Consider the following 23,495-nt stretch of genomic DNA (forward strand, 5'->3'; position numbering starts at 1 on the left):
CAGAGAGGGGCGCGAAGGATCGCAGGCGCTGATCCTCAATCAACATTATTCGCACTGGTACTGGCTGAGCGCCCATTCACCGGTCACCGAAAGCAGATCGGATATCTTCCAGTCGCCGTCGACTTTCCTGAATTTCCATTCAAGGCGATGCGGGTTGCCGGCGACGACGAAGGCGACAATGACCTTGGCCTGGTCGCCATTGATCGCTTCGAGTGTCTTCAGGCTCTTATCGATCTCGGCCTTGTCATAGTCGGCATTGTCGAGCGCCATGTTGGGGTCGAGGCATTCGCCCTGCCCGGATTTGCGCAACGCGTCGCTCTTGTCGAGAACGGTTTTTGCCGGGTCGATGAAGTGGCTGCGCTGCGCCGGATCGATCTCCAGCCCCACCTGATCGTAAAATGGCCGCACCACCGCCGTCGGGGATCCCGGCAGAATAGGTGCGGCCGGTGCGGCGTCGGCCGGCGACCACCCAACCGGCGGTGTCGCCGCTTCCACCGCTGTCCCGGGTGGATTTGCGGGCGGTGCTGCGCCGGCCGGTGCCGTCATGGCCGGGGCATTGGCTGGCGGCGGGCCCAACAGGCCTTGTGCCGCGGCTGCGCTCGTAGCCACGGCCAGCACGCACATGGGCGACAGCGCCAGGGCAAGACGGCGGAGCACAGGATCACTCCGGCGCTTTGTCGGGCATGCATTCCAGCGCGCTCAGCGTCCAGCTGCTGGTCTTGGAGGTAATGTCGGCGACCTTCCATTTGCCGTCGATTTTCTTCAGCGACCACAGCATTTCGCGTTTGGAATCATCGCCTTCCGCAAAAAGGCTGAAGGTGGCGGTGACTTCGGCCGTATCGCCATTGACGGTCTCGGCCAGCTTCAATGTCTTGGCAATCGACTTCTGGTCGAAATCCTGGGCGTCAAGGCCGGGATCGAAGTCGAGGCAGGCGACTTCGTCGGGCTTGTTCTTCGTTGCCTGGTCGTTGAGATCGAACAGCTTGGTCACCGGCTCGGTGAAGCGGTCGCGGTACTTTGCGTCTCCCTCGAATTTCACTTCAGGCACATAAAAGAACTTGACGGCGTTGGAAGCCGGCCCGGCCAGCACTGTCGCTGGCAAGGCAATCGAAAAGACAGCGGCAAGCACTATCGGTTTCATGCAGGATCTCCGGACGTTTGGCGGCAAGGTGCAATACCAGACATCCTGCATATCGGTTTTTTTGCGGCTCATGAAGCCCCGGCTGCACCGTCTCAGCCATCAAGCCAGACGTTCTGCAGGTCCATCTCGAAGGTCTGGTGGACGCCGTAGTTCTTCACCTTCTTGTTCATGTGGCTGTAGAGCTTCTGCCAGAAGGGTTGAATGATGACGCCGGAATCCTGCAGGATCTGCTCGACATCCTTCATCACCTCACGCCGCTTCTCCACATCGATCAGCGACAGCGCCTGCTTCAGCTTGGCGTCGAAGTCCGGGTTGGAATAGGCCGATTCATTCCAGGCCTCGCCGGTGCGATAACCAAGCGCCAGGACCTGGACGCCAAGCGGGCGCATGTACCAGATGGTCATCGAATAGGGATATTTCGTCCAGTCGTTCCAGAAGGTCGAGCCCGGCAGCACCGTGCGCTTGACCTTGATGCCGGCGTCGCGCAGTTGGCCGGCAATCGCGTCGCCGGTGTTCTTCTGCCAATCGTCCTCGACGGTGATCAGCTCGTGCTCGAAATCGGCCTGCCCAGCGTCGGCCATCAGTTTCTTGGCGCCGGCCGCGTCGCGCGTCTTCTTGGGCAGCGCGAAATATTCAGGATGGATAGGGCTGACATGGTGGTTTTCACCGACCGTCCCTCGCCCGGCATAGCCGAGTTCCAGCACCGCATTGTTGTCGACCGCCATCTGCAGCGCGTTGCGCACCCGCTGGTCGTCGTAGGGCTTGTGGGTAACGTTCGTGCGGGCAACCAGCGTGGTTGCCGTCGCAACCTCGGACTTCTCCAGCCCCATCTTATCCAGGATGTCGATGAAGTCGGCCGGCGTCTCGAAATTGAGGTCTATCTCGCCGGATTCGAAGGCGTTGATCGAAGCGTTGAAGTCGGTGCCGTAGTCGATGAACTCGACGCTGTCGAGCGGCGCTTCGCCGCCCCACCACTTGCCGTTTTCACGACGCTTGACCACCGCCTTCTGGCCGACATCGTAGGAGACCAGTTCGAACGGGCCCGTGCCGATCGGCTTCTTGACCGGGTCGGCGCCTTCGGCGTCGAAATTGCGGTGGACGACGAGCGCGGGATAATCGGTGAGGTTCGGGATCAGCGAAATGTCGGGCGCGCTGAGCGTCAGCTTGACCGTATTGTCGTCGACCTTGGCGATCGCGCCTTCCCTGGCCTTGCCCGACTTTTCGTCGATCAGCCCGCCGACGCGAGCGGCCATGGAGTTGCCGGCGACCTTCTTCTCGCACCAGCGGGTAACATTGAAGACCACGTCATCGGCGTTGAAAGCATCGCCATTGTTCCAGGTAATGCCCTTGCGCACATGCAACGTGTATTCCGTGGCGTCGTCATTGATGTCCCAGCTTTCGAGCAGCACTGGCTCGAAGGTGAATTCCCTGGTGTAGCGGACCAGCGGCTCCAGCCAGCAGCGCGAGATGTTGGCGAGTTCCACCCAGTCATAGGTGCGCGGATCTTTTTGGGCCTTGACCGACATCGATATGTGCAGCGTGCCGCCCTTCTTCGGCTCCTCGGCAAAAGCCTGTCCCGGCGCGGCAAGGCCGATCATGCCGTAGGCCAGCGCCGTCGATGCGCCGAACGCACTTGCCAATGCAAGAAACTCGCGCCGGTCCATACGGCCAGCACGCGTCTCTTGCGCCATCGCCTCGATGGCCGTCGGCACGCGATCGCCATTGCTTTTGAAAAGTGTCATGTCTTTCTCCCTTGCGGTTCCCATCGGGTCTTCGCCCGTTATCAACTCATTCGTCGTTCTCTTAGCTAACGCTGTCGGGCAGCCTCTCTTCGCGCTGCGCGATAAAGTCCCTGAGGCCCTCGGCAATGCCCTCATCGAGTTTCGGCTCTTCATAGTCGGCCAGCATGTTGCGGGCTTTCTCGCGGCCGCGCGTGTCGTGGTCCTTCGCCCCTCCAGCCTTCCATTGTTCGTAGGAGTTGAAATCCATGATGGTGGGCATGAAGAATGCCGACTCGTAATGATCGAGCGTGTGCTGGGTGCCGAGGAAATGGCCCTGCGGCCCGACTTCGCGGATCGCCGCCATGGCCTCCTTGAAATCGTCGAACGGCAGGCCGCCGGCATATTTATACCAGCCGACAAGCTGCTCGCAGTCGGTGGCGAATTTCGAATAGCCGCATGTCAGCCCGGCCTCCAACCAGCCGGCGGAGTGCCAGATATAATTGGCGCCGGCGAGGATGGCGGCATGCATCAGCATGTTGGATTCATAGCCGGCCTGGGCGTCGTTGAGCTTGGAGCCGACATGGAAGCCGGAGGTTCGCCAGGGCAGTTTGTATTTCCGCGCCAGCGCGCCCATCAGATACATCATCTGGGCGGCTTCCGGCGTGCCGCCCATCGGCGCGCCGGTCTTCATGTCGACCGTCACCATGAACTGGCCGTAGATTTGCGGCGAACCCGGGCGCAGCAGTTGGGTGAAAGCGACGCCGGCCAGTGCTTCGGCATTGACCTGCGCCACCGCGCCGACGGCCGAGGCCGAAGTCGATGCGCCGCACAGCGCAAAGGGCGCCAGGATCAGCGGCTGATTGCTGCGCGCATAGACCTTCATCGCGTCCAGCATGGTGGCGTCCCACACCAGCGGCGAGTTGCAGTTGGTAATCGACACCAGCACCGGGTTGTCGCGAACGAAATCTTCGCCAAAGACGATGCCCGCCATCGCCATCGTGTCTTCGGCGCGGTCTTTGGAAGTAACGATGCCCATGAACGGCTTGTCGGAATGCTTCAGCGCCGAATGGATGATGTGGAGATGCCGTTTCGGCACCGCGATCTCCATCGGCTCGCAGATGATCGAACTCGACGAATGCAGCGCCGGGGCCATGTAGGCGAGCTTGTGAAAATTGTTGAGGTCTTCAAGCGTGCCATAACGCCGGTTGTTGTCGAGGTCGCGCACGTAAGGCGCGCCATACATCGGCGCGAAGATGGAGTTCTTGCCGCCGACGCGCACGGTGCGCTCGGGATTACGCGCATTGAGGGTGAATTCGGACGGAACCTTCGCGACCAGTTCCATCAGCAGGCCGCGGTCGATGCGGACGCGTGTCTCGGACACGTCGGCGCCCGCCGCCTTCCACATGGCGATCGCCTCGTCGTCGCGGAACTCGCAACCGACCTCTTCGAGGATGGCGAGTGACTCCTGGTGGATCAGTTCCACCGCCTCGTCCGGGACCATCTGGTAGGTGGGGATCTCGCGGACCAGCGTTGGGAACGAGGTGACGGGGGCGCTCCTCAGCGCCTTGCGTCCGAGGCGACCGCCGCCGCGGCGGTGGGTTTGCTCGGTCAGTTCAGTGGCCGGTGCGTTCATGGAGCCTCCTCATTCCGTCCAACCAAGTTAGCGAGAGGAAATATGGATGTGATGCTGGAAAATCCTGATCTCTTGTATAAGCTCAGCTTATGCGAAGCCTGCGCCACCTCTTGCCCTCGGCCGGCAGCCTGATCGTCTTCGAGGCGGCGGGCCGGCTGTCGAGCTTCACCGCTGCCGGGCGCGAGCTTGGCATGACGCAGGCCGCCGTCTCCTATGCGGTGCGCGGGTTGGAGGAACAGCTTGGCGCCCAGCTGTTCCAGCGCCGCCACCGCCAGGTCGTCCTGACAGAAGCGGGCGAACGCTTCCATGCCGACGTCTCACTCGGCCTGTCGCATATCCGCAAATCGGCGGAGGATCTGCGCCTGCAGGCGACCGGCGGTCATGTCACGCTGGCGGCGTCGACCGCCTTCGGCTCGTTCTGGATGATGCCGCGGCTGCAGCAGTTCCGCGACGAACTGCCGGGCATCGACTTGCGCATCCAGACCGCCGACCGCGATCTCGACATCATCGCCGAGGGCATCCCGCTCGCCGTGCGCGGCGGCGAGCCGCGCGACTGGGCCGACTATCATTCGCTGCCGCTGGCCGACGAGGAGATTTTTCCAGTCGTAGGCGCCAGCTATCTCGCGAAATTCGGCATGCCAAGGAGCGTCGCGGAGCTGGCGACGCATCGCCTGATCCACCTCGAGGAGCCCTACCGCGAGGCGGCTAGCTGGGACGAATGGTTCCAGTCTGCGGGCGACAGGCTCGACAACACCGCGCGCGGCCTGCGCATCAACGATTACGGCCTCGTGATCCAGGGCGTCATGGAGGGCCAGGGCATCGCGCTCGGCTGGCGGCATCTGGCCGAACGGCTCCTGGCGTCGGGGCTGCTGGTGCCGGTGACCGACCATGTGCTGAGAACCGGCAAGGCGTTCTATGTGGTTTGGCCGAAGAACCGGGAGTTGAGCGAGAATGCGCGGAAAGTCAGGGACTGGCTGGCGGCGCAGGCTTGAAATCGGTTGCAGCGTAGTCACTATCGCGGAGTTCCTTCACACCCCCCTCTGTCCTGCCGGACATCTCCCCCGCAAGGGGGGAGATTGGCAGTTCATATGTCGCGTCACCCTTCAAGCATTGAAGATTGGCGAAAGCCGTCGTGACATCTGATCTCCCTCCTTGCGGGGGAGATGGCCGGCAGGCCAGAGGGGGGTGCTGTCCCGCTGGCGTCTCCAATGTCCGGCATTCATTGAAGCCTTCCGCACACCCTTCGAATCCGCCTATAATACCCCCATGCCCATTCGCCAGCTTTCCGAAACGATGATCAACCAGATCGCCGCCGGCGAAGTCATCGAGCGTCCGGCGAGCGTGGTGAAGGAACTGGTCGAAAACGCGCTCGACGCCGGCGCCTCCCGCGTCGAGGTCGTCACTGCCGGCGGCGGGCTGAACCTGATCCGCGTCACCGATGACGGCTCCGGTATCCCCGAACAGGAACTGGCGCTGGCCATTGCGCGCCACTGCACCTCGAAACTTGCCGACAACATTCATGATATCCGCTCGCTCGGCTTCCGTGGCGAGGCGCTGCCGTCGATCGGTTCGGTGGCGCGGCTGTCGATCCGTTCGCGCACGACCGCAGGCGACGCTGCCGCCGAGATCGCCATCGAAGGCGGCCGCGTTTCGGCGGTCAAACCGGCGGCGGCCAATCGCGGCACAACGGTCGAGGTGCGCGACCTGTTCTTTGCCACGCCGGCGCGGCTCAAATTCATGAAGGGCGAGCGGGCCGAAAGCTCGGCCACCAGCGACGTGGTCAAGCGCATCGCCATCGCCTTCCCCGCCGTGCGCTTCACGCTGGCCGGCTCGGACCGCTCGACGCTGGAATTGCCGGCGACCGATGACAGTACCGAGGGCAGCCTGCGCCGCGTCGCCCAGGTGATGGGCGCCGAGTTTCCCGACAATTCCATCGCTATCGACGCCAGCCGGGACGGCGTGCACCTGACCGGCCACGTCTCGATCCCGTCCTTCACCCGCGCCAACGCGCTGCAGCAATATGCCTATGTCAACGGCCGTCCGGTGCGCGACAAGCTGATTGCCGGCGCCATTCGCGGCGCTTTCGCCGATGTGCTGCCGCGCGACCGGCACGCGGTGACCGTGCTGTTCCTGACGCTCGATCCGGCGACCGTCGACGTCAACGTCCACCCGGCCAAGGCCGATGTGCGCTTTCGCGACCCCGGCCTGGTGCGCGGGCTGATCGTCGGCGCCATCCGCGAGGCTCTGGCCAATGCCGGCATCCGCGCCGCCACCAGCGGTGCCGCCGGAATGATGGCGGCGTTCCGGCCGGGAGCCGCCTCATACGCCCATGCGGGTCCTGCCAACGGTCATCGCAGTTATGACGCGGCCTACCGGGCCTCGGGCTTTTCGGGCTTTGACCGCTCGCCACAGCGGCCGCTGGATATGGGATTTGACGGCGCCGGCTTCCGCGAAAACGACCAGGCTGCATTCGACGCCGGTCCGCTCGCCAGCGCCGATGCGCGTGCCGGCTCAGCCGAGCCGGCCGAGACGCTGCTCGGCACCGCGCTGGGCGCCGCCCGCGCGCAGGTCCACGAGAACTACATCGTCGCCCAGACGAGGGATTCGCTTGTCATCGTCGACCAGCACGCGGCGCATGAGCGGCTGGTCTACGAGGCGTTGAAGAATGCCCTGCACTCGCGCGCGGTGCCCTCGCAGATGCTGCTCTTGCCGGAGATCGTCGACCTGCCGGAGGAGGACGCCGAGCGGCTGGCCATGCATTCCGAAACGCTGGCCCGGTTCGGCCTCGGCATTGAGCGTTTCGGTCCCGGCGCGGTGGCGGTGCGCGAGACGCCGTCCATGCTCGGCGAAACCAATGTCCAGCAATTGGTGCGCGACCTTGCCGATGAGATCGCCGACAACGATACCGTCGAGACGCTGAAAGAGCGGCTGGACAAGATCGCCGCCACCATGGCCTGCCATGGCTCGGTGCGCTCCGGCCGGCTGCTCAAGGCCGAGGAGATGAACGCACTGCTGCGACAGATGGAGGCGACTCCCGGCTCCGGCACCTGCAACCACGGCCGCCCGACCTATATCGAACTCAAGCTCGCCGACATAGAGCGGCTGTTTGGGCGGCGGTGAGCACAAGCCAGGTCAGGCCACACGCTCAATTCACCAACAGGCGATAATCCTTGAACCTATGAGAGAAAACGTAATCCCTTGAGTAACCGGCGCTACCGCCGCGAAAATTCACGGAGATTATCTCGAAGCTTCTCCCAACCTGTTTTTGAACATTCATGTAGATGGGAGTCATCAGCATGCCGGCATCGCAATCGTCGTCATCGAAAGCGATTGCCTGAACGACCTTCTTTTTCTTCTTATCGATGACCCGCAGCTTATTCATGCAGACGAGAAAGCCCGCTTTCTCGTAGACCCCGGCAAATCTGTGGGTTGCTGTCTGTGCCCAGAAGGGAATCTCGACGGTGCCGTCAACCTTCGCCTCACCGGTATCGTCGAGGTTTGCGACCTTCTTCAGCGTGATCGGGAACTTGTCCGAGCCCTTGCTCCAAGTCCCTGTTGCGCCGCTTTCGCCAAGGTCGAGAGAAAACGGACATCCGGTGGTGCCAACGGGCGTTTTCGATCCCATGACCAGCACCCGGTCGAACTCCCTGTCGTCCGCAATCTCGCAAAGGAAGACGCTGGTGCCACTGATCTTGCCGTACACCGCTATCGGGCTTTGCTTCGCGTCGTGGAAATAGCTCCCCTCGACCGTAATCCCGCTGCCGAAACTGTCATATCTCTGCAGCGATAGGTGGACGGGGTTAGGTCCGATGGAGCCTTCGTAGTTTTCGACCTGATACCAGCCCGCGGCGGCTTTCCCGGTCAGCAGCAAAACGCAAAACATTGCCGATATGAACAGTCTTCCCATTCCGTCCCCCAGTGAAGGCAGCGTACCATAGCTGTCCTTCCTCTGGGTGTCTGCATTCTGATGGAAGCGGTTCCCGGTTTGAGTCCGAAAACAGCTCCAATCATTTGTTTTAACGCATCAAATTCACGACGATGACGCCGCCGAGCGCCAGCGCACCGCCGATTATGCCGAGCAGCGTCGGCACTTCGCCCAGCCAGAAGAAGCCGATCAGGGCTGACATGGGCGAGACCAGATAGAGGAAGTTCGAGGCGCGCGCTGCCGGGAGGCGCGACAGTGCGGTTGCCCATGCGGCATAGGCGATCAGGCTGGGCACGATGCCAAGAAAGATCACGGCGCCGATACCGGCCGTGTTGGCGGCAGCGGCCTGCGCAAAGCCGCTTGGCAGAAAGGGTGCCAGGCAAAGCGCGCCAAGGATCATGTTGGAGGCCGAAATGGTCAGCGGGTGATGGCGGGCAAAGAGCGGCTTCTGGACGATCGTGTTGACGGCCGAGCACAGCGCGGAGCCAAGAACCAGCAGCGCGCCGGTGTCGAAACTCAAGCCATTGCCGTCGGCCACGGCGATGATGCCGATGCCGGCGAAAGAAATCGCCGTGCCGAACCAGGCCCAGCTTGAGAAGCGCTCGCCCAGCAATGCCATTGCCATGATGGCGGTGAAGATCGGGCTGACATTGATGATGAAACCGGCGGCACCCGCCGACACGGTCAGTTCGCCGAAATTGAGCATGACAGTGTAGAGCGCGACGAAGATGGCGCCGCCAAAGACCAGGCGCCACACTTCGTCGAGCCTCGGCAGCGCCGGGCGCTTGACGGCAAGAAAGATCGCCGCCGGCACCGCGGCAATGGCAAAGCGCAGCGCACCGAGTTCCAGCGGCCCGAAAGCGGCGAGGCCGGCACGGATCGCGGGAAAGGCCGAGGCCCAGCCGACCACCGTCAACGCCACGGCGATGGCCGCCGTGGTGTCCATCCGCTGTGTCGGATTCGACGTGCTGGTCGTTGCGCTCATCTGCCTGTCCTCGGGTTCCCAGAGTGTTGAAAGGCAGAAAGCGCCTTTTCGGCGCCGTTGACAAACGATCAAATCGAGGATCACCTGTGACTATGGATCACAGCTCAGACACAATGGTGCCGCTCGAGACCCTGCGCGCCTTCGATGCGGCGGCGAGAACGGGGAGCTTTTCGGCCGCGGCCGAGAAGCTCAACATCACCCACGGCGCCGTCAGCCGGCAGATCGCCAAGCTGGAAGACTGGCTGGGCCTGAAAGTGTTCGACCGCGGGGCCCGCGGCGTCTCGCTGACCATCGAGGGCAACCGCCTGCATCTGCGCACGGCGGAAGCCTTTGCGCTGATCTCCAGCCATTCCGACCGCTGGGTCGAGCCGCGCGGCACCGCCGTGGTGCGGCTGACCTCGATACCCTCCGTCAGCGGGCTGTGGCTGATGCCACGCATGGCGGCGCTGGAGAACAATCCCACCAAGCTGCGCATCGTCCTCGACGTCGACATCCGCCAGGCCGACCTTGCCGATGAAGGCATCGACCTGTCGGTCCGCTGCGGCCGCGGCGGCATTCCGGGCCGCATCTCGGTGAAGCTGTTCGAGGAACATGTCTTTCCCGTCGCCGCGCCCGGCCTTGCCCGCGAGATCGGCCGCGGCGACCCGGCCCGGCTGCTGAGGTTTCCACTGATCAACGATTCCGACGCCTCCGGCTGGCGTGCCTGGTTTGCCGCGCAAGGGATGGACTACCGCCCGCGCCCGCAGGACCGCCGCTTCGAGGACTATAATCTGGTGCTCGACGCTGCCGCCTATGGGCTCGGCATCGCGCTGGCGCGGCCGCCATTGACCCGACATCAGCTGGAGGCAGGCCGCATCGTCGCCGTCGACGAGCGCACGGCGCTGAACCCGGTGTCGTACTGGCTGGACCGGCCGCTGGGGCGGCCGCGTACGGCTGCCGCCGAACTTTCACGCCGTATCGCTGTCGAGGCGGGGCTGGCGATGGACAAGATGGAAGCTTTCCTCGAAGCCGAGCGATAGCGGCGATCGTTCGGTGCTCAGCGAAGCACCAGCAGGGCTAGACCGACAATGGCGACGGCCAGAAACCCGGTTGCCAGCGCCATCAGACCGACACGCGTCTGCTGTCGGCCTTCCGGCTGGGCCGCATCATTCGGCCCAGACGTCGCCTGCTCCCGCTTCATTGGCATATCGGTGGTGGCAGCGCGGCGCTGCGGCGAAACCACGGGTGCGAGAAGCGCAAACCAGGGCAGTCCTGCGGGCTTTGCGGCAGCGCCATCTTCGGCCCTTGCCGGCGGCAGCGGCAGACCGCGCTGTGCATCGTCGTTCGCTGGCGTCGCCTTGCCTATCGCAGCGGTTGTCGGCCCGGTATCGTCGGGCGTGGCGTCACTAGGCTCGGCAAGGGCCAGATAGGCCTGGAGGATCTCGGCAGAACCCGTCTGCTGCCCCTTTGCCGTTGCCGCGGACAACAGCGCCTGCAGCGCCGGCGCCGCTGCCGGCTGCAAAGGCGCGCCGGACGGCGTCGGCGGCTGCACCACCGCCTTTATAAGTGCTGCTTTCGCCGGATCGGCCTTCGCCGACGGCAACGCTGCCAACATCATGGCCTCACGCAGCAGCGCGGTCAGGCGGGCGGATGAAATGTCCATACCGGTCCCATAAGAATGGTTTGGAGCGACAATAGCGCCTCAGCATTGCGTCAAGCTTGACCTTGCCGGCAATTTATGGCGATGAAATCAGCATGAACCTTGGCACCACTCCATGATGAACCGCTTCGAAGGCCCCGGCGGCAAGGAAGCCCGTATCCGCTATCTCGACGGCGACTTCCAGGTCACCAGCCCCGGCGCCTTCGTGCGCTGCGCGGTGACCGGCGAGAGCATTCCGCTGGACGAGCTCAAATATTGGAGCGTCGCCAGGCAGGAGCCCTATGTCAGCGCCGCCGCCTCGCTGCGCCGCGAGATCGAGATGCATCCGGACCTGCGCAGCCGGGGTTAAAGGCGCGCACAGAGCCGTTGGTCGCGTTCCTTCACACCCCCCTCTGTCCTGCCGGACATCTCCCCCGCAACGGGGGAGATTGGATGATCATCTTTGCTTTCGCCAAATCAACAGCGTTGCAGAATGAGCGCCATTGGCAAAGCTGCTGATCTCCCTCCTTGCGGGGGAGATGGCCGGCAGGCCAGAGGGGGGTGCTGTCCCGCCAGCATCTCCGCGTGACGCTGCACGCCCTACCCTCGCAGCTTCCGCTGTCTCCAGGCATCCAGCGTCTCGTCGATGATGCGCTCCGGCACAGTGTCGAGTTCGAACGTGGCGTCGATCTCCAGCACGGCGAGTTCAGCGAGGAAATCGGCCGGGGCAGCGCCGTGGCGCAGCCGGGCTGCGTCCTTGGCGGTGGTCACGAGGCCCAGTCCCTCACGGCGCGCGGTTGCCGCCAGTTCGGCGAGTTCGTCGGGGGCATAAAAATGATGGTCCGGAAACGACCGGCTCAGCGCCACTTCCGCGCCCGTGCCGCGCAGCGTCTCGAAGAATTTTTCGGGGTGACCGATGCCGGCAAAGGCGAGGAACCGCCGGCCGGCGAACCGCTCCTTGGCGGCGGGCTCGGCATGCGCCTCGAAGATCGGCCGGCCGGCGCGCGCCGCCTGGCGCACGACCTTGTCGGCGGCAGCGCCCTCGCCCATCTTCAACAGCCCATCGGTGAACACCAGTTGGTCGACGATGTTGGCTCTCAGCGGTCCACCCGGAATGACGCGGCCGTTGCCGATGCCGTAGCGGGCGTCGACGACGACCAGCGCATAGTCATATGGATGCGCGCGCTCTGAAACCGTCATCCATGATCAGGAAATCGCAACCATGGGCTTCCAGGAGCAGCTTGGCGCCGGCAGCGCGGTTGGGGCTCACCGCAACCGGCGCGTGCTCGGCCAAAAGCAGCGGCTCGTCGCCGACATGCTTTGCAGCGTCGTGACTGGCATCGACGACATGCGGCTGCGCGAACGAGCCGCCATGGCCGCGCGACAGGAATCCGGGATTGAGCTGCATGCGCCGGGCCTGCTTGGCCAGCGCGATGGCGACCGGCGTCTTGCCGCTGCCGCCGACGGTGAAGTTGCCGACGCAAAGCACTGGCGCGTCGATCTTTTCACGTATCGCCCGATGCATATGGCGGCCGGCGACCATGCCATAGACCGCTGATAGCGGCGACAGCGCAAAGACCCGCCAGTCCGGCGCTTCCCACCAGAAAGGTGGTGCTTCCGACGCCACCTATCGCCCGTCGGCGCCCTTCAGGCGCGACTTGACGATCAATGGCTGGATATAAGGCTCGAGCGACTTCAGCGTGTGCGCCAGCGCACCGCGCATCTGGTCGACTGTGGCGGCACCGGCCGCCATCATCTCATGGCGCGCAACTTCATTGCTCAGCAGGAAATTGACGGCGCCGGCCAGCATGTCGCGGTCGCGCACCAGCTTGGCGCCGCCGCTGTCGAGCAGGCGCTGATAGGCCTCGCGAAATTCTGGACGTTGCGGCCGGCCAGCACAGCGGTGTCGAGCATGGCCGGCTCCAGCGGATTCTGGCCGCCTTCCGAGGTCAGCGAGCGGCCGACAAAGGCGATTTCCGTCAGCCGGAGATAAAGCCCCATCTCGCCGATCGTATCGCCGAGCAGGATATCGGTGTCGGCGGTGATCCGGTCGCCCTTGCTGCGCCGCGCCAGCTTCAGGCCCATGCCGGAAATCTGTGCGGCCAGCGCTTCGGCGCGGTCGGGATGACGCGGGACGATGATCGTCAGCAGGCCATGGTGGCGCTTGTAGAGCGTGGCGTGGACTTCCGCCGCGACCACCTCCTCGCCGTCATGGGTCGAAATTGCCGCCCAGGTCGGGCGGCCGGCGATCTGGCGCTTCAGCGTCGCCAGCGCCCGTTCGTCGACCGGCGGCGGCAAGGTGTCGACCTTGAGGTTGCCGGACACGGTGACCGGCCGGGCGCCAAGCGCGCGAAACCGTTCGCCGTCGACATCCGACTGGGCAACGACGTGTGCGAGGTTCTCGAACAGCGCCTCGGCGATGTTGGCGCGCTTCTTCCAGGATCTGAACGAACGGTCGGAGAGCCGGCCGTTGACCAGCACCTGCGGCACGTGTCGGGCGCCGAGTTCGAGGATGGTCATCGGCCATATCTCGGATTCGGCGATGATAGCCAGGTCCGGCCGCCAGTGATCGAGAAAGCGGCTGACGGCCGGCTTGAGGTCGAGCGGAACATATTGGTGGATGATGCGGTCGCCCAGCCGTTCGTCGGCAACCTGCGCCGAGGTCACTGTTCCCGTCGTCAGCACGATGTTGACACCGTAGTCGAGGATGCTTTGCACCAGCGGCACGACCGCAAGGGTCTCGCCGACGCTTGCCGCATGGATCCAGATCACCGGCCCTTCGGGGCGCGGCCGCCCGGCAACGCCGTAGCGCTCACGGCTGCGGCTGCGGTCTTCCTTGCCCTGCGATGTGCGCCAGGCGACATAGGGACCCATCAGCGGATAGGCGGCTGCACCGGCAAGGCGGTAGGCCGCCAGGAAGGCGCGCGCCCAGCCGACGCTCATGGCCTGCCGTCCACGAGCCGATAGGCCTCGGCGGTTGCGGCATTGAGCGCGGCCGTGACTTCCTGGCGCTTGCGCTCCATTTCGGCCTCGTCGGCATTGGCCGGCACGAAAACCGGCGTTCCGATGACGATCGAGGAGCGGCCGAACGGCAGGTTGATGGTGGTCTTGTCCCAGCTCCTTTCCAGCACCTTGCGGCGGCTGGTGGCGATGGCGGCAGGCATGATCGGCCGGCCGGAAAGGCGTGCCAGCAGAACGATACCAAGCCCCGCGTCGCGCGGCGTGCCGTGGGGAATGTCGGCGATCATGGCGACGTTCTTGCCGGCCACGAGTGACTTTTTCAGGGCGATGAGCGCCTTGGCGCCGCCCTTGTCGAGATGCTTCGTGCTTTCACGCCCGCCGGAGCCGCGCACCGCCTCGATGCCGAATTTTTCGATCATCAGCGCGTTGAGTTCGGCGTCGGCGCTGCGCGAGACCATGGCGACCAGCGGCCGTCCCTTGGGATAATAGGCTGGGGTCAGCAGATGCTGGCCATGCCAGAGCGCGATGATGCCGGGTTCGAATTCGGCGTAGTCGCCGCCTGAAAATTTAGCCGAGCCTTCGACCACGCGGTTGGTCAGGCGCACCAGGCGGACGAACTGGGCGAGCAGGCTGACGATCATGCTCTTGACGATTCGCGACTGCGCCAACGGCTCGCGGATCTTGCGCCAGAATGTCTTCGAACTGCCGCCGCGTCTTCTTCGGACCGCGGCGCCGGTGGGCTGCCCTTTCACCGCTTCATGCTCCATCGCTGTCAACCGGCGGCCTTGCTTTCAGGGTCGAGCAGCCGGTGCAGATGGACGACGAAATAGCGCATATGGGCATTGTCCACGCTGGCTTGCGCCTTTGCCTTCCACGCGGTGTGCGCGGTTTGATAGTCCGGATAAACCCCAACGATGTCGAGCGCGTCGAGATCGCGGAACTCGGTGCCTCCCAGCTTCTTCAGCTCGCCGCCGAACACCAGGTGCAAAAGCTGTTTCTTTCCGTCTTCCGCGGCCATTTCGGTCCTTCACATATTGTGAGTTTGCGACAGGTCTAGCCCAAAGCTGCCGACTTTGGAACCTTCGATCACGCTTCCGTATCGGCAATGACGCCGGCAAGCACGGTCAGCAACTGCCCGCTGCCGGCGACCAGCGCGCCGTGACGGATGATCTCCCCGGCATAAAGCGGCGCGCGGCCATGGCCGTCGAGCACGGCGCCGCCAGCCTCGCGCAAGATGAGATCGGCGGCGGCGATATCCCAGTCATGCGCGTTGGGCTTGACGAAGGTTGCGTCGAGCGTGCCGTTGGCGACCATCGCCAGCCGGTAGGCGAGAGAGGGAATGTGCGCCGCCCGCCGCACCCGGCCCTGCCATTGCGCCGGCATCAGGTCGATCAACTGCTTCAGCCCGCCGATCTCGACCGTCTTACCCAGGCCGCGCACGGCAATCGGCTTGCCGTTGCGGAAAGCTCCACGGCCAGGCAGCGCCCAATAGGTTTCGCCCTTGGCCGGACATTCGAGCACACCGGTGAGCGTGCGGCCATTCTCGACCACCGCGACGCTGACGCACCACGAGCGCAGACCTTCGAGGAAGCCGCGGGTGCCGTCTATGGGGTCGACGACAAAGGTGCGCCGCGCCAGAAGCCGCGCCGGATCGTCAGTCGTTTCCTCCGACAGCCAGCCATAGTCCGGCCGGGCCGCCAGTAGGGTATCGCGCAGATAGGCGTCCGCCGCGTGGTCGGCTTCGCTGACCGGCGAGGTGCCGCCCTTCATCCACACTTGCGGGTTTTTGCCGAAATAGCGCATGGCGATCGCGCCCGCCTCGCGGGCGGCGTCGCGCAGCAGATCGAGGTCTTCCGAGGCCCCGGCCGATATGACCGGGTCACGCTCCGGCAAGGGTCATTCCTTCGATCAGCAGCGTCGGTGCGGCAGTGCCGAAATCGCGGTCAAGATCGCTCGCCGGAACCATATTGAGGAACATCGTCTTCAAATTCGAGGCGATGGTCACCTCGGCCACCGGATAGGCAAGCTCACCATTGTCGATCCAGAAGCCGGATGCGCCACGGCTGTATTCGCCGGTCACCATGTCGACGCCCTGGCCGAACACTTCAGTGACATAAAAGCCGGATTTTAGCGACCTGATCAGGTCTTCCGGCGTCCTGTCGCCCGGCTCGATGGCGAGATTGGTCGAAGACGGCGATACCGACGAGCCGCTGCGCGCGCCGCGTCCGTTGGTGGTCAGCCCTAATTCCCGCGCGGCGGACGTCGACAGGAACCAGTGCTTCAGCACGCCGTTCTCGACCATCAACAGCTCTTCGCCCTCGACGCCTTCGCCGTCGAACGGGCGCGAGGCCTGGCCGCGACGCCGCAGCGGTTCGTCGGTGACGGTGATGGCAGCCGACGCAACCTGCTTGCCCATCATCTCGCGCAAAAAACTGGTCTTGCGCGCCACCGAAGCGCCGTTGATGGCGCCGGCGAGATGGCCGGCAATGCCGCGCGCGACGCGCGGGTCGAACACCACGTTGACCGGACCGGTCGCCGCCTTGCGTGCGCCGAGGCGGCGCACGGCGCGCTCGCCGGCCTTGCGGCCGATCAGGTCCGGCGCGTCGAGATCGGAAAAATGCTGGTTCGAGGAGTATTCGTAGTCGCGCTCCATGCCGGTGCCTTCGCCCGCAATAACGCTGGCCGAACGCGAAAAGCGCGATGCGACATAGTGGCCGACGAAGCCGTTCGACGTGGCCAGCACCAGCCCGCCAAGACCGGCGCTGGCGCCGCTGCCGGCCGAATTGGTGACGCCCTTGACGGCAAGGGCTGCTTCCTCGGCGGCAAGGGCCGCTTCTTTCAACTGATCGGCCGAAACCTCGGTGGCGTCGAACAGATCGAGGTCGCGCACCTTGCCGACCAGCAAAGCCGGATCGGCGAGACCCTGATAGGGATCCTCGGGCGAGACTTTGGCCATGGCCACGGCGCGCTCGGCCAATGCCCTGGGGTCCGATGCCGCCGTCGCCGAGACGCTCGCCACCCGGTTGCCGACGAAGACGCGCAGCGAGACATCGTCGCCCTCGGACGCCTCAGTGTTCTCGACCTTGCCCAGCCGCACCGACACGCCGATCGAGCGGCCGCGCACGGCAACCGCGTCGGCGGCGTCGGCGCCGGCCCGCTTGGCAGCCTCGACCAGTGCCGCGACGCGGTCGGTCAATTTCGCTGCCTCTGATGTATGGGTCATGCGCGTGGTCCTGGCTGAAGCCGCGCCGGGCGGTAGCGGCTGTTGCACCATCTATTGTCCCAATGCGGCTTGTGCAATGGCGCACGGGCAATTGTCCCGCTGCGGCATAGCGCCCAAGCGGCCCGCAAAGCCCATCCGCGGCGGCCGCCACAGACGCGCGGCTTGACCGGTTTGTGAGTTTAACCGAGGCCGATTTCCGTCAAGGAGTGGCGACCGGCGTCCAGATCACGTCATCGATCCTCGTCGCGCCCGTTGCCAGCATCACCAGCCGGTCGAAGCCAAGCGCCGAGCCGCTGGCTTGCGGCATGATGGCGAGGGCGGCGAGAAAATCCTCATCCAGCGGATAGCGCTCGCCATAGACGCGCTCCTTCTCGTCCATCTCGGCGGCAAAGCGCCGGCGCTGCTCGGCCGGATCGGTCAGTTCGCCAAAAGCATTGGCGAGCTCGACGCCGCAGCAATAGAGCTCGAAGCGCTCGGCCACGCGCTGGTCCTCCGCGCTCGGCCGGGCCAAGGCGGCCTCGGAGATCGGATAGCCATAGAGGATTGTGGCCCGCCCCTGCCCCAGCATCGGTTCGACCGTTTCCACCATCACGCGGCTGAACAAATCGGCCCAGTTGTCATCGTCGGCCGTGCGCAGGCCGGCCTTGACCAGAGCATCATGAAGTGCGGCGCGGTCTGTGCCGCCATCGGCAGAAACGGTGGCAAGAAGATCGATGCCGGCGTAACGCGCAAAAGCTTCCGCCACGCTCACGCGTTCCGGCTCGGCAAACGGATCGGCCTCGCGGCCGCGAAAGCGGAAGGTTTTGGCGCCGGCCCGCTCAGCCGCGAGCTTCAGCAGTTCGGCGCAATCAGCCATCAGGCTCTCATAGGTTTCGCCGACTCGGTACCATTCGAGCATGGTGAACTCCGGGTGATGCAAAGGACCGCGCTCGCGGTTGCGCCAGACGGCGCCCAGGCTGAAGATGCGCCGTTCGCCGGCGGCAAGCAGCTTCTTGCAGGCGAATTCCGGTGAGGTGTGGAGGTAAAGCGGCCGGCGCGCACCGTCGGCGCCGATCGCCTCGGTGGCGAAGGCTGAGAGATGCGCCTCGTTGCCGGGCGAAATCTGCAATGCCGCCGTCTCGACCTCGATGAAGTCGCGCTCGCCAAACCAGCCGCGCATTGCGGCAGCTATGGCGTTGCGGGCCATCAGCCGCGGCCGGCGGTCGGCGTGAACATCCGGCGTCCACCAGGGCGAAGCGCCAGTCATGGGTTTGCCGGGCAACGGAATTGCTGACAGGGCTGGCGGTTCGGGCCAAGATGCGCTACGGCGACGGCTCTCGCAGCCGATTTGCGCCGAACGATCGTTTCAGGCCAACGAAGTCTAGGATTGAAAACCGTGGTGAAGGTCATCGCCAGTTCGCTCCGTAAAGGCAATGTCGTCGACAAGGACGGCAAGCTTTACGTCATCCTCTTTGCCGAAAACATCCACCCTGGCAAGGGTACGCCGGTCACCCAGCTCGACATGCGCCGCATCTCCGACGGGGTGAAGGTTTCGGAGCGCTACCGCACCACCGAGCAGGTCGAGCGCGCCTATGTCGAGGAGCGCGAGCACACCTTCCTCTACGCCGACGCCGAGGGGTATCACTTCATGAACCCGGAAAGCTACGACCAGGTCGCGGTGCCGGAAAGCGTGGTCGGCGACATGGCGCCCTACCTGCTCGAAGGCATGGCGGTGCAGATCTCGCAGTTCAACGGCATCGCCATAGCCCTGGTGCTGCCGCAGCGCGCTACTTTCGAAGTGGTCGAGACGGAGCCGACGACCAAAGGCCAGACGGCGTCCTCGTCATACAAGCCGGCCGTGCTTTCCAACGGCGTGCGCACGCTGGTGCCGCCGCACATCGCGCCGGGTACCCGCGTGGTGGTGATGACGGCCGATGGCGCTTATGTGGAGCGGGCGAAGGACTGAGGCGCGAGCGCCTCCGTCCTGGTTGATCCGTTGCATTGCCTTCTGCGGCCGCTGGCTCGATAGTCCCGCCGATGTGGCAGACCTTTGTGACCTACTGGCCTCTGATCCTTGTGATCATTCCGATGCTGATGGCCGCCATCGGCATCGTCCACGCAATCATGACCAAGGAAGACGTGCGCGCCGCCACCGGCTGGGTCGGCGTGATGATCTTGTCGCCGTTCCTTGGCGCGATCATCTATGCCATTGCCGGCATCAACCGCATCCGACGCGCCACGATCAGCGCCATGCGGCCCGTCGCCGGTGAAGCCGAGACAGCCAAACACGACCACGACATTGCGCTCGAAACACTCATCTCAGCCGAATTCGGCCAGCGCTTTGCCGGCCTGAAGACGCTAGGCGACAGGGTGGCGCGGCGCGCACTGACGTCGGCAAACGCGATCACGATCCTCAGGACCGGCGACGAAGCTTACGCAGCAATGTGCCGGGCGATAGACAGCGCACAGCGCAGCATTCTGCTCGAGACCTACATCTTCGACAATGACGAGATCGGACGACGTTTTGTGGAATCGCTGGCCGGCGCGGTCCGGCGCGGTGTGACGGTTCGCGTGCTGATCGATGCGGTCGGCGTGCGTTATTCCGTGCCCAGCATCCTTGGGACACTCCGGGAAGCCGGCGTCACCGTCGATCTGTTCAACGGCAACATCGTCATGGGCCTGAGACTTCCCTATGCGAATTTGAGGACGCACAGGAAAATCCTGATCGTCGACGGTGTGGTGGCGTTCACGGGAGGCATGAACATCCGCAAGGGATTTTCGGCCGAATTCGCCGGCAGCGCCAGTTCCGCGGATACGCATTTCCAGGTGACGGGGCTGGTCGTGGCCGACCTGTTCGCGGTTGCCGCCGAAGACTGGCGTTTTGCCGGCAACGAGGCCCTCAAGGACGAGGTTTGGCACGTAGAAAGGCCCTCGCCGCCTCCCGGTCAGCCGATCCTGGTGCGGGCGGTGGCGTCGGGGCCGGACGCCAGCATCGAAACCAACCACAAATTGCTGACGGGGGCATTTTCCGTCGCCCGCAAATCGATCCGCATCATGTCGCCCTATTTCCTGCCGGACCGGGAATTTGTCAGCGCGCTGGTCACGGCGGCCCGGCGCGGCGTCGAGATCGACATCGTCGTGCCCGCGGTCAACAATCTCTTCCTGGTCGGCCGCGCCATGACGGCGCAATACGACCAGGTGCTGAAGCACTATTGCCGCGTCTGGCGGCATGAGGGGTCGTTCAACCATTCGAAGCTGTTGTCGGTCGATGGCGTCTGGGCCTATGTCGGCTCCTCCAACCTCGACGCCCGCTCGCTGCGGCTGAATTTCGAAATCGACCTGGAGGTGCTGGATACCGGCTTTGCCGCCGAGATCGAGGGGCGCATCGGAGCGGCAATCGCTTCCGCCAAACCCGTCACACTCGCAACCCTAAGAGCGCGGCCATTTGTCATCCGGGTTTTTGACCGGTTGTTATGGCTGGGATCGCCCTATCTTTAGAATCAGGACAGATTGAACGCAGGCCTATGGATATAAACGGACGCAGCCTTCCTGAAACCGTGCTCCTGTCGATCCGCGGCAGGAAAGCGCGCAAGGCGAACGCGACGCCGCGCAAGCACATTGAAGGGGCCCAGATGGTGGTCGCCTCCTACAACGTCCACAAATGCATCGGCACCGACCGCAGGTTCGACCCCGAACGGACCGCTCGCGTCATCCGCGAGATCGGCCCCGACGTCATCGCGCTGCAGGAGGCCGACAACCGCTTCGGCGATCGCGCCGGGCTGCTCGACCTTGCCCGGATCGAACACGAAACAGGGCTTGTGCCGGTGCCGGTTTCCGGAAGCGGCAAGGGCCATGGCTGGCGCGGCAACGTGCTTTTGTTCAAGCGCGGCACCGTGCGCGACGTCCATCAGATCAAGCTTCCGGGACTGGAGCCCCGCGGCGCGCTGGTTGCCGAGATCGACCTCGACGAAACGCGCACTCTGCGCGTCATCGCCGCGCATCTCGGCCTGTTGCGCCGCTCGCGTTCGGAGCAGGCCCGCGTCGTGCTCGACATCATGAGCAACCAGGATGAAAGGCCGACCCTGCTGCTCGGCGACCTCAACGAATGGCGGCTGGGCAACCGCTCGGCGCTCAAGACGCTGCACGCCACCTTTGGTTTCACGCCGGCGGCGGTGCCGACTTTTCCCTCAGGCCTGCCGGTGCTGGCGCTCGACCGGATCATGGCCAACCGGCACGGCATGGTCTCGTCGGTGGAAGCCCATGACACGCCGCTGTCGCGGGTTGCGTCGGATCATTTGCCGCTGACGGCGTTTGTCAGCCTCTAATTCATCCGTCCCGCAGCCAGACCAGCATCTCACCGGGTTCACGGTTGTCCCAGGCAAAGTACGGGACGGCGGTGATTTTCGTTTCGCTCACCGCCGGCGGATCGGTGCGATAGAGCCCGGTTTCCCAGTTTTCCTGGGCTTCCTTGCTGCCAAGTGCCGAAAGCGTGACGATGCCGCCGAGCAGGTTCGGCTCGGCATGCGCCTCGATTTTTGCCGTTCGCGGCAGAGCGATCCGATGCAACTGGCCGGCATTGTCGGTCTCCTCGACGCAATAGATCAGCGGACCGCGCGCAAGTGCGACGCGGCCGATGTCCTGACGCACCTCCGGATTGGCGAACAGACGGGCGATCGACATTTCGAGATCGAGTTCGACCCGGTCGCCCTGGCGCCACTCGCGCCGGATCGCGGCATAGCCGTCGCTGGTGATGCCGTCCAGATCGACCGCGGCGCCGTTGATCTTGAGCGCCGCCTTGCCGCACCAGGAGGGGACGCGCAGGTGCAAGGTGAACTCGACCGGCGCTTCGGCTTCGATCCGGATCGAGACCGCGCCATCCCAAGGATAATTGCTGGTCTGAATCAGACTGACCGCCCGGTTCGATATGTCGAAGCGCGCGGTGCTGTCGCCGTAGAGATGGACTGCCAGCGCATCATCCGACAGGGAGTAGAAATAGCTGCCGATGGAGGCGACCATGCGGCCGATATTGGGCGGGCAACAGGGGCAGCGATGCCATTTCCAGCGATTGTGCCTGCCCCGGCTCTCCAGCGGGTTCTCGTAGAAGAACAGGGAGCCGTCGAGCGACAGGCCGGAGATCGAGCCGTTGTAGAGCGCCCGCTCCATCATGTCGGCGTAGCGGGCGTTGGGACCCATGCCGAGCATGCGGCTGGCCCAAAACACGAGGCCGACCGAGGCACAGGTCTCGGCATAGGCGGTTTCGTTGGGCAGGTCGTAGTCGTTGGTAAAACCCTCATTGTGCGCCGATGGCCCGAGGCCGCCGGTGACATAGAGGTTCTTGGTGGTGAGATCGTTCCACAGACGGTCGAGCGCTACCCTGAGCGTGTCGTCGCCATATTCGGTGGCGATGTCGGCCATGCCGGAATAGAGGTACATCGCCCTGACCGCATGGCCGACGACCTTGTCCTGCTCGCGCACCGGCTTGTGCGACTGGTTGTACTCATAGGTCTTGAAATGATAGGCCTTCGGGTCGGCGCCGCGCGCACGCGCCTCCTCGTCGAAATAATGCGGCTGTTGCCCGCGCTGGTCGATGAAATACCTGGCCAGGTCCATGTATTTCTGCTCGCCGGTCGCCCGCGCCAGCTTGACCAGCGCCAGCTCGATCTCCTCATGGCCGCAATAGCCCTTCTTCTTGCCCGGCTCCGGACCGAAGGTGTCGGCGATATGGTCGACATAGCGGCACATGATATCCAGCAGCTTGCGCTTGCCGGTGGCCTGGTAGTAGGCGACCGCGCCTTCGATCAGATGGCCGGCGCAATAGAGCTCGTGGCAATCGCGCAGATTGGTCCAGCGCTTCCCGGGCTGGATGCGCTGGTACCAGCTGGAGAGATAACCGTCTTCCTGCTGCAGTCTGCCGTAGAGGTCGATGACGGCATCGATCTTCGTCTCGAGTGCCGCGTTCTTGCGCCGGTAGAGCGAATAGGCCGCGGTCTCGATGGTCTTGCCCCAATCGGAGTCCCAGAACATCTGCGTCGTCACCGTCGAGCCGGTGAAGCCGGGGCTGGCCGCCTCGTCGGGCGACGGCGAATGGAACGGAATGACGACGCCCGGCGAGGGCCGGTCCGGGTCGATCTGCTCCAGCATGCGCGCCTCGACGCAGCGCTCGTACAGGATGTCGGCGGTGCGCGACGCCACGGCATCGACGCGGTCGCCCCAGAAGCCGCGGACATCGACCTGCGGCACCGGCAGTGGGCGGAAGGCGAGTTTGCCGGGCTTGGCGGATGGTTTGGCGGTCATCGTGTCACTCCGTTG

At 64.4% G+C, this 23,495-nt stretch carries 20 protein-coding genes and 2 pseudogenes; 7 read left to right on the top strand and 15 right to left on the bottom strand.

The window, feature by feature from the left end:
- Positions 1-45 precede the first annotated feature (45 nt).
- The 4 genes from NKL06_RS03070 to NKL06_RS03085 form a co-directional block, all read right to left on the bottom strand.
- Positions 46-657 carry a hypothetical protein gene (locus NKL06_RS03070; protein ID WP_023807907.1) on the bottom strand — a complete coding sequence of 204 codons (612 nt, stop codon included), beginning with the start codon at positions 655-657 and terminating at the stop codon, positions 46-48.
- Positions 658-661: 4 nt separating this feature from the next.
- Positions 662-1,141, bottom strand: a complete 480-nt coding sequence (locus NKL06_RS03075; RefSeq protein WP_023694426.1) for a DUF3828 domain-containing protein — start codon at positions 1,139-1,141, stop codon at positions 662-664.
- A gap of 92 nt (positions 1,142-1,233) precedes the next feature.
- A complete protein-coding gene (locus NKL06_RS03080; RefSeq protein WP_023682934.1) occupies positions 1,234-2,883 on the bottom strand; it encodes an ABC transporter substrate-binding protein in 1,650 nt (549 codons plus the stop codon).
- 61 nt (positions 2,884-2,944) lie between these two features.
- Positions 2,945-4,495 carry a trimethylamine methyltransferase family protein gene (locus NKL06_RS03085; RefSeq protein WP_023694427.1) on the bottom strand — a complete coding sequence of 517 codons (1,551 nt, stop codon included), beginning with the start codon at positions 4,493-4,495 and terminating at the stop codon, positions 2,945-2,947.
- 89 nt (positions 4,496-4,584) lie between these two features.
- Between NKL06_RS03085 and NKL06_RS03090 the strand changes: the two genes are divergently transcribed.
- Positions 4,585-5,487 carry a LysR substrate-binding domain-containing protein gene (locus NKL06_RS03090; protein ID WP_023694428.1) on the top strand — a complete coding sequence of 301 codons (903 nt, stop codon included), beginning with the start codon at positions 4,585-4,587 and terminating at the stop codon, positions 5,485-5,487.
- 274 nt (positions 5,488-5,761) lie between these two features.
- On the top strand, positions 5,762-7,615 hold the full coding sequence (gene mutL / locus NKL06_RS03095; protein WP_023694429.1) for a DNA mismatch repair endonuclease MutL: 1,854 nt from the start codon (positions 5,762-5,764) through the stop codon (positions 7,613-7,615).
- A 25-nt stretch (positions 7,616-7,640) separates the two neighbouring features.
- On the opposite strand, the gene NKL06_RS03100 is transcribed toward mutL, so the two are convergent.
- Both NKL06_RS03100 and NKL06_RS03105 read right to left on the bottom strand, forming a co-directional pair.
- On the bottom strand, positions 7,641-8,402 hold the full coding sequence (locus NKL06_RS03100) for a hypothetical protein (RefSeq protein WP_050587157.1): 762 nt from the start codon (positions 8,400-8,402) through the stop codon (positions 7,641-7,643).
- Positions 8,403-8,511: 109 nt separating this feature from the next.
- Positions 8,512-9,405, bottom strand: a complete 894-nt coding sequence (locus tag NKL06_RS03105) for a DMT family transporter (protein ID WP_023694431.1) — start codon at positions 9,403-9,405, stop codon at positions 8,512-8,514.
- 92 nt (positions 9,406-9,497) lie between these two features.
- Between NKL06_RS03105 and NKL06_RS03110 the strand changes: the two genes are divergently transcribed.
- Positions 9,498-10,424 carry a LysR substrate-binding domain-containing protein gene (locus NKL06_RS03110; RefSeq protein WP_031208791.1) on the top strand — a complete coding sequence of 309 codons (927 nt, stop codon included), beginning with the start codon at positions 9,498-9,500 and terminating at the stop codon, positions 10,422-10,424.
- Positions 10,425-10,441: 17 nt separating this feature from the next.
- On the opposite strand, the gene NKL06_RS03115 is transcribed toward NKL06_RS03110, so the two are convergent.
- Positions 10,442-11,047 (bottom strand): hypothetical protein, encoded by a 606-nt coding sequence (locus NKL06_RS03115; protein WP_023694433.1) that lies wholly within the window; start codon positions 11,045-11,047, stop codon positions 10,442-10,444.
- Between the two features lie 112 nt (positions 11,048-11,159).
- Between NKL06_RS03115 and NKL06_RS03120 the strand changes: the two genes are divergently transcribed.
- Positions 11,160-11,393 (top strand): DUF2093 domain-containing protein, encoded by a 234-nt coding sequence (locus tag NKL06_RS03120; RefSeq protein WP_023694434.1) that lies wholly within the window; start codon positions 11,160-11,162, stop codon positions 11,391-11,393.
- A gap of 230 nt (positions 11,394-11,623) precedes the next feature.
- On the opposite strand, the pseudogene lpxK reads toward NKL06_RS03120, so the two are convergent.
- The 7 genes and pseudogenes from lpxK to epmA form a co-directional block, all read right to left on the bottom strand.
- Positions 11,624-12,650, bottom strand: a pseudogene (lpxK, locus tag NKL06_RS03125) (tetraacyldisaccharide 4'-kinase).
- Positions 12,651-13,966 (bottom strand): annotated as a pseudogene (waaA, locus tag NKL06_RS03130) (lipid IV(A) 3-deoxy-D-manno-octulosonic acid transferase).
- Positions 13,963-14,751 (bottom strand): lysophospholipid acyltransferase family protein, encoded by a 789-nt coding sequence (locus NKL06_RS03135; RefSeq protein ID WP_023682942.1) that lies wholly within the window; start codon positions 14,749-14,751, stop codon positions 13,963-13,965. Before NKL06_RS03135 ends, waaA begins: the two are co-directional and overlap by 4 nt.
- 5 nt (positions 14,752-14,756) lie before the next feature.
- The gene (locus NKL06_RS03140) at positions 14,757-15,002 is read right to left on the bottom strand and encodes a DUF4170 domain-containing protein (protein WP_023682943.1); all 246 of its coding nucleotides are present in this window, start codon (positions 15,000-15,002) and stop codon (positions 14,757-14,759) included.
- A gap of 68 nt (positions 15,003-15,070) precedes the next feature.
- Positions 15,071-15,877 (bottom strand): 3'(2'),5'-bisphosphate nucleotidase CysQ, encoded by an 807-nt coding sequence (locus NKL06_RS03145; RefSeq protein ID WP_023694437.1) that lies wholly within the window; start codon positions 15,875-15,877, stop codon positions 15,071-15,073.
- Positions 15,864-17,207, bottom strand: a complete 1,344-nt coding sequence (locus NKL06_RS03150) for a TldD/PmbA family protein (RefSeq protein WP_031210730.1) — start codon at positions 17,205-17,207, stop codon at positions 15,864-15,866. The genes NKL06_RS03145 and NKL06_RS03150 overlap by 14 nt, the downstream gene beginning before the upstream one ends.
- A gap of 199 nt (positions 17,208-17,406) precedes the next feature.
- Complete coding sequence (gene epmA / locus NKL06_RS03155; protein WP_023694439.1) at positions 17,407-18,453, bottom strand: EF-P lysine aminoacylase EpmA; 1,047 nt, start codon at positions 18,451-18,453, stop codon at positions 17,407-17,409.
- A 129-nt stretch (positions 18,454-18,582) separates the two neighbouring features.
- On the opposite strand from epmA, the gene efp reads away from it, so the two are divergent.
- The 3 genes from efp (at position 18,583) to NKL06_RS03170 (ending at position 21,511) form a co-directional block, all read left to right on the top strand.
- Entirely contained in the window at positions 18,583-19,152 is a 570-nt protein-coding gene (gene efp / locus NKL06_RS03160) for an elongation factor P (RefSeq protein WP_023682947.1), read from the top strand.
- A gap of 71 nt (positions 19,153-19,223) precedes the next feature.
- Entirely contained in the window at positions 19,224-20,684 is a 1,461-nt protein-coding gene (locus tag NKL06_RS03165; protein ID WP_023694440.1) for a phospholipase D-like domain-containing protein, read from the top strand.
- 26 nt (positions 20,685-20,710) lie between these two features.
- Complete coding sequence (locus NKL06_RS03170; protein ID WP_023671569.1) at positions 20,711-21,511, top strand: endonuclease/exonuclease/phosphatase family protein; 801 nt, start codon at positions 20,711-20,713, stop codon at positions 21,509-21,511.
- Position 21,512: 1 nt separating this feature from the next.
- Here the strand turns inward: NKL06_RS03170 and NKL06_RS03175 are convergent, their stop codons facing one another.
- Entirely contained in the window at positions 21,513-23,480 is a 1,968-nt protein-coding gene (locus NKL06_RS03175) for a glycoside hydrolase family 127 protein (protein ID WP_031208788.1), read from the bottom strand.
- Positions 23,481-23,495 lie beyond the last annotated feature (15 nt).

This window comes from Mesorhizobium sp. C268A, assembly GCF_040324475.1.
Classification (GTDB): domain Bacteria; phylum Pseudomonadota; class Alphaproteobacteria; order Rhizobiales; family Rhizobiaceae; genus Mesorhizobium.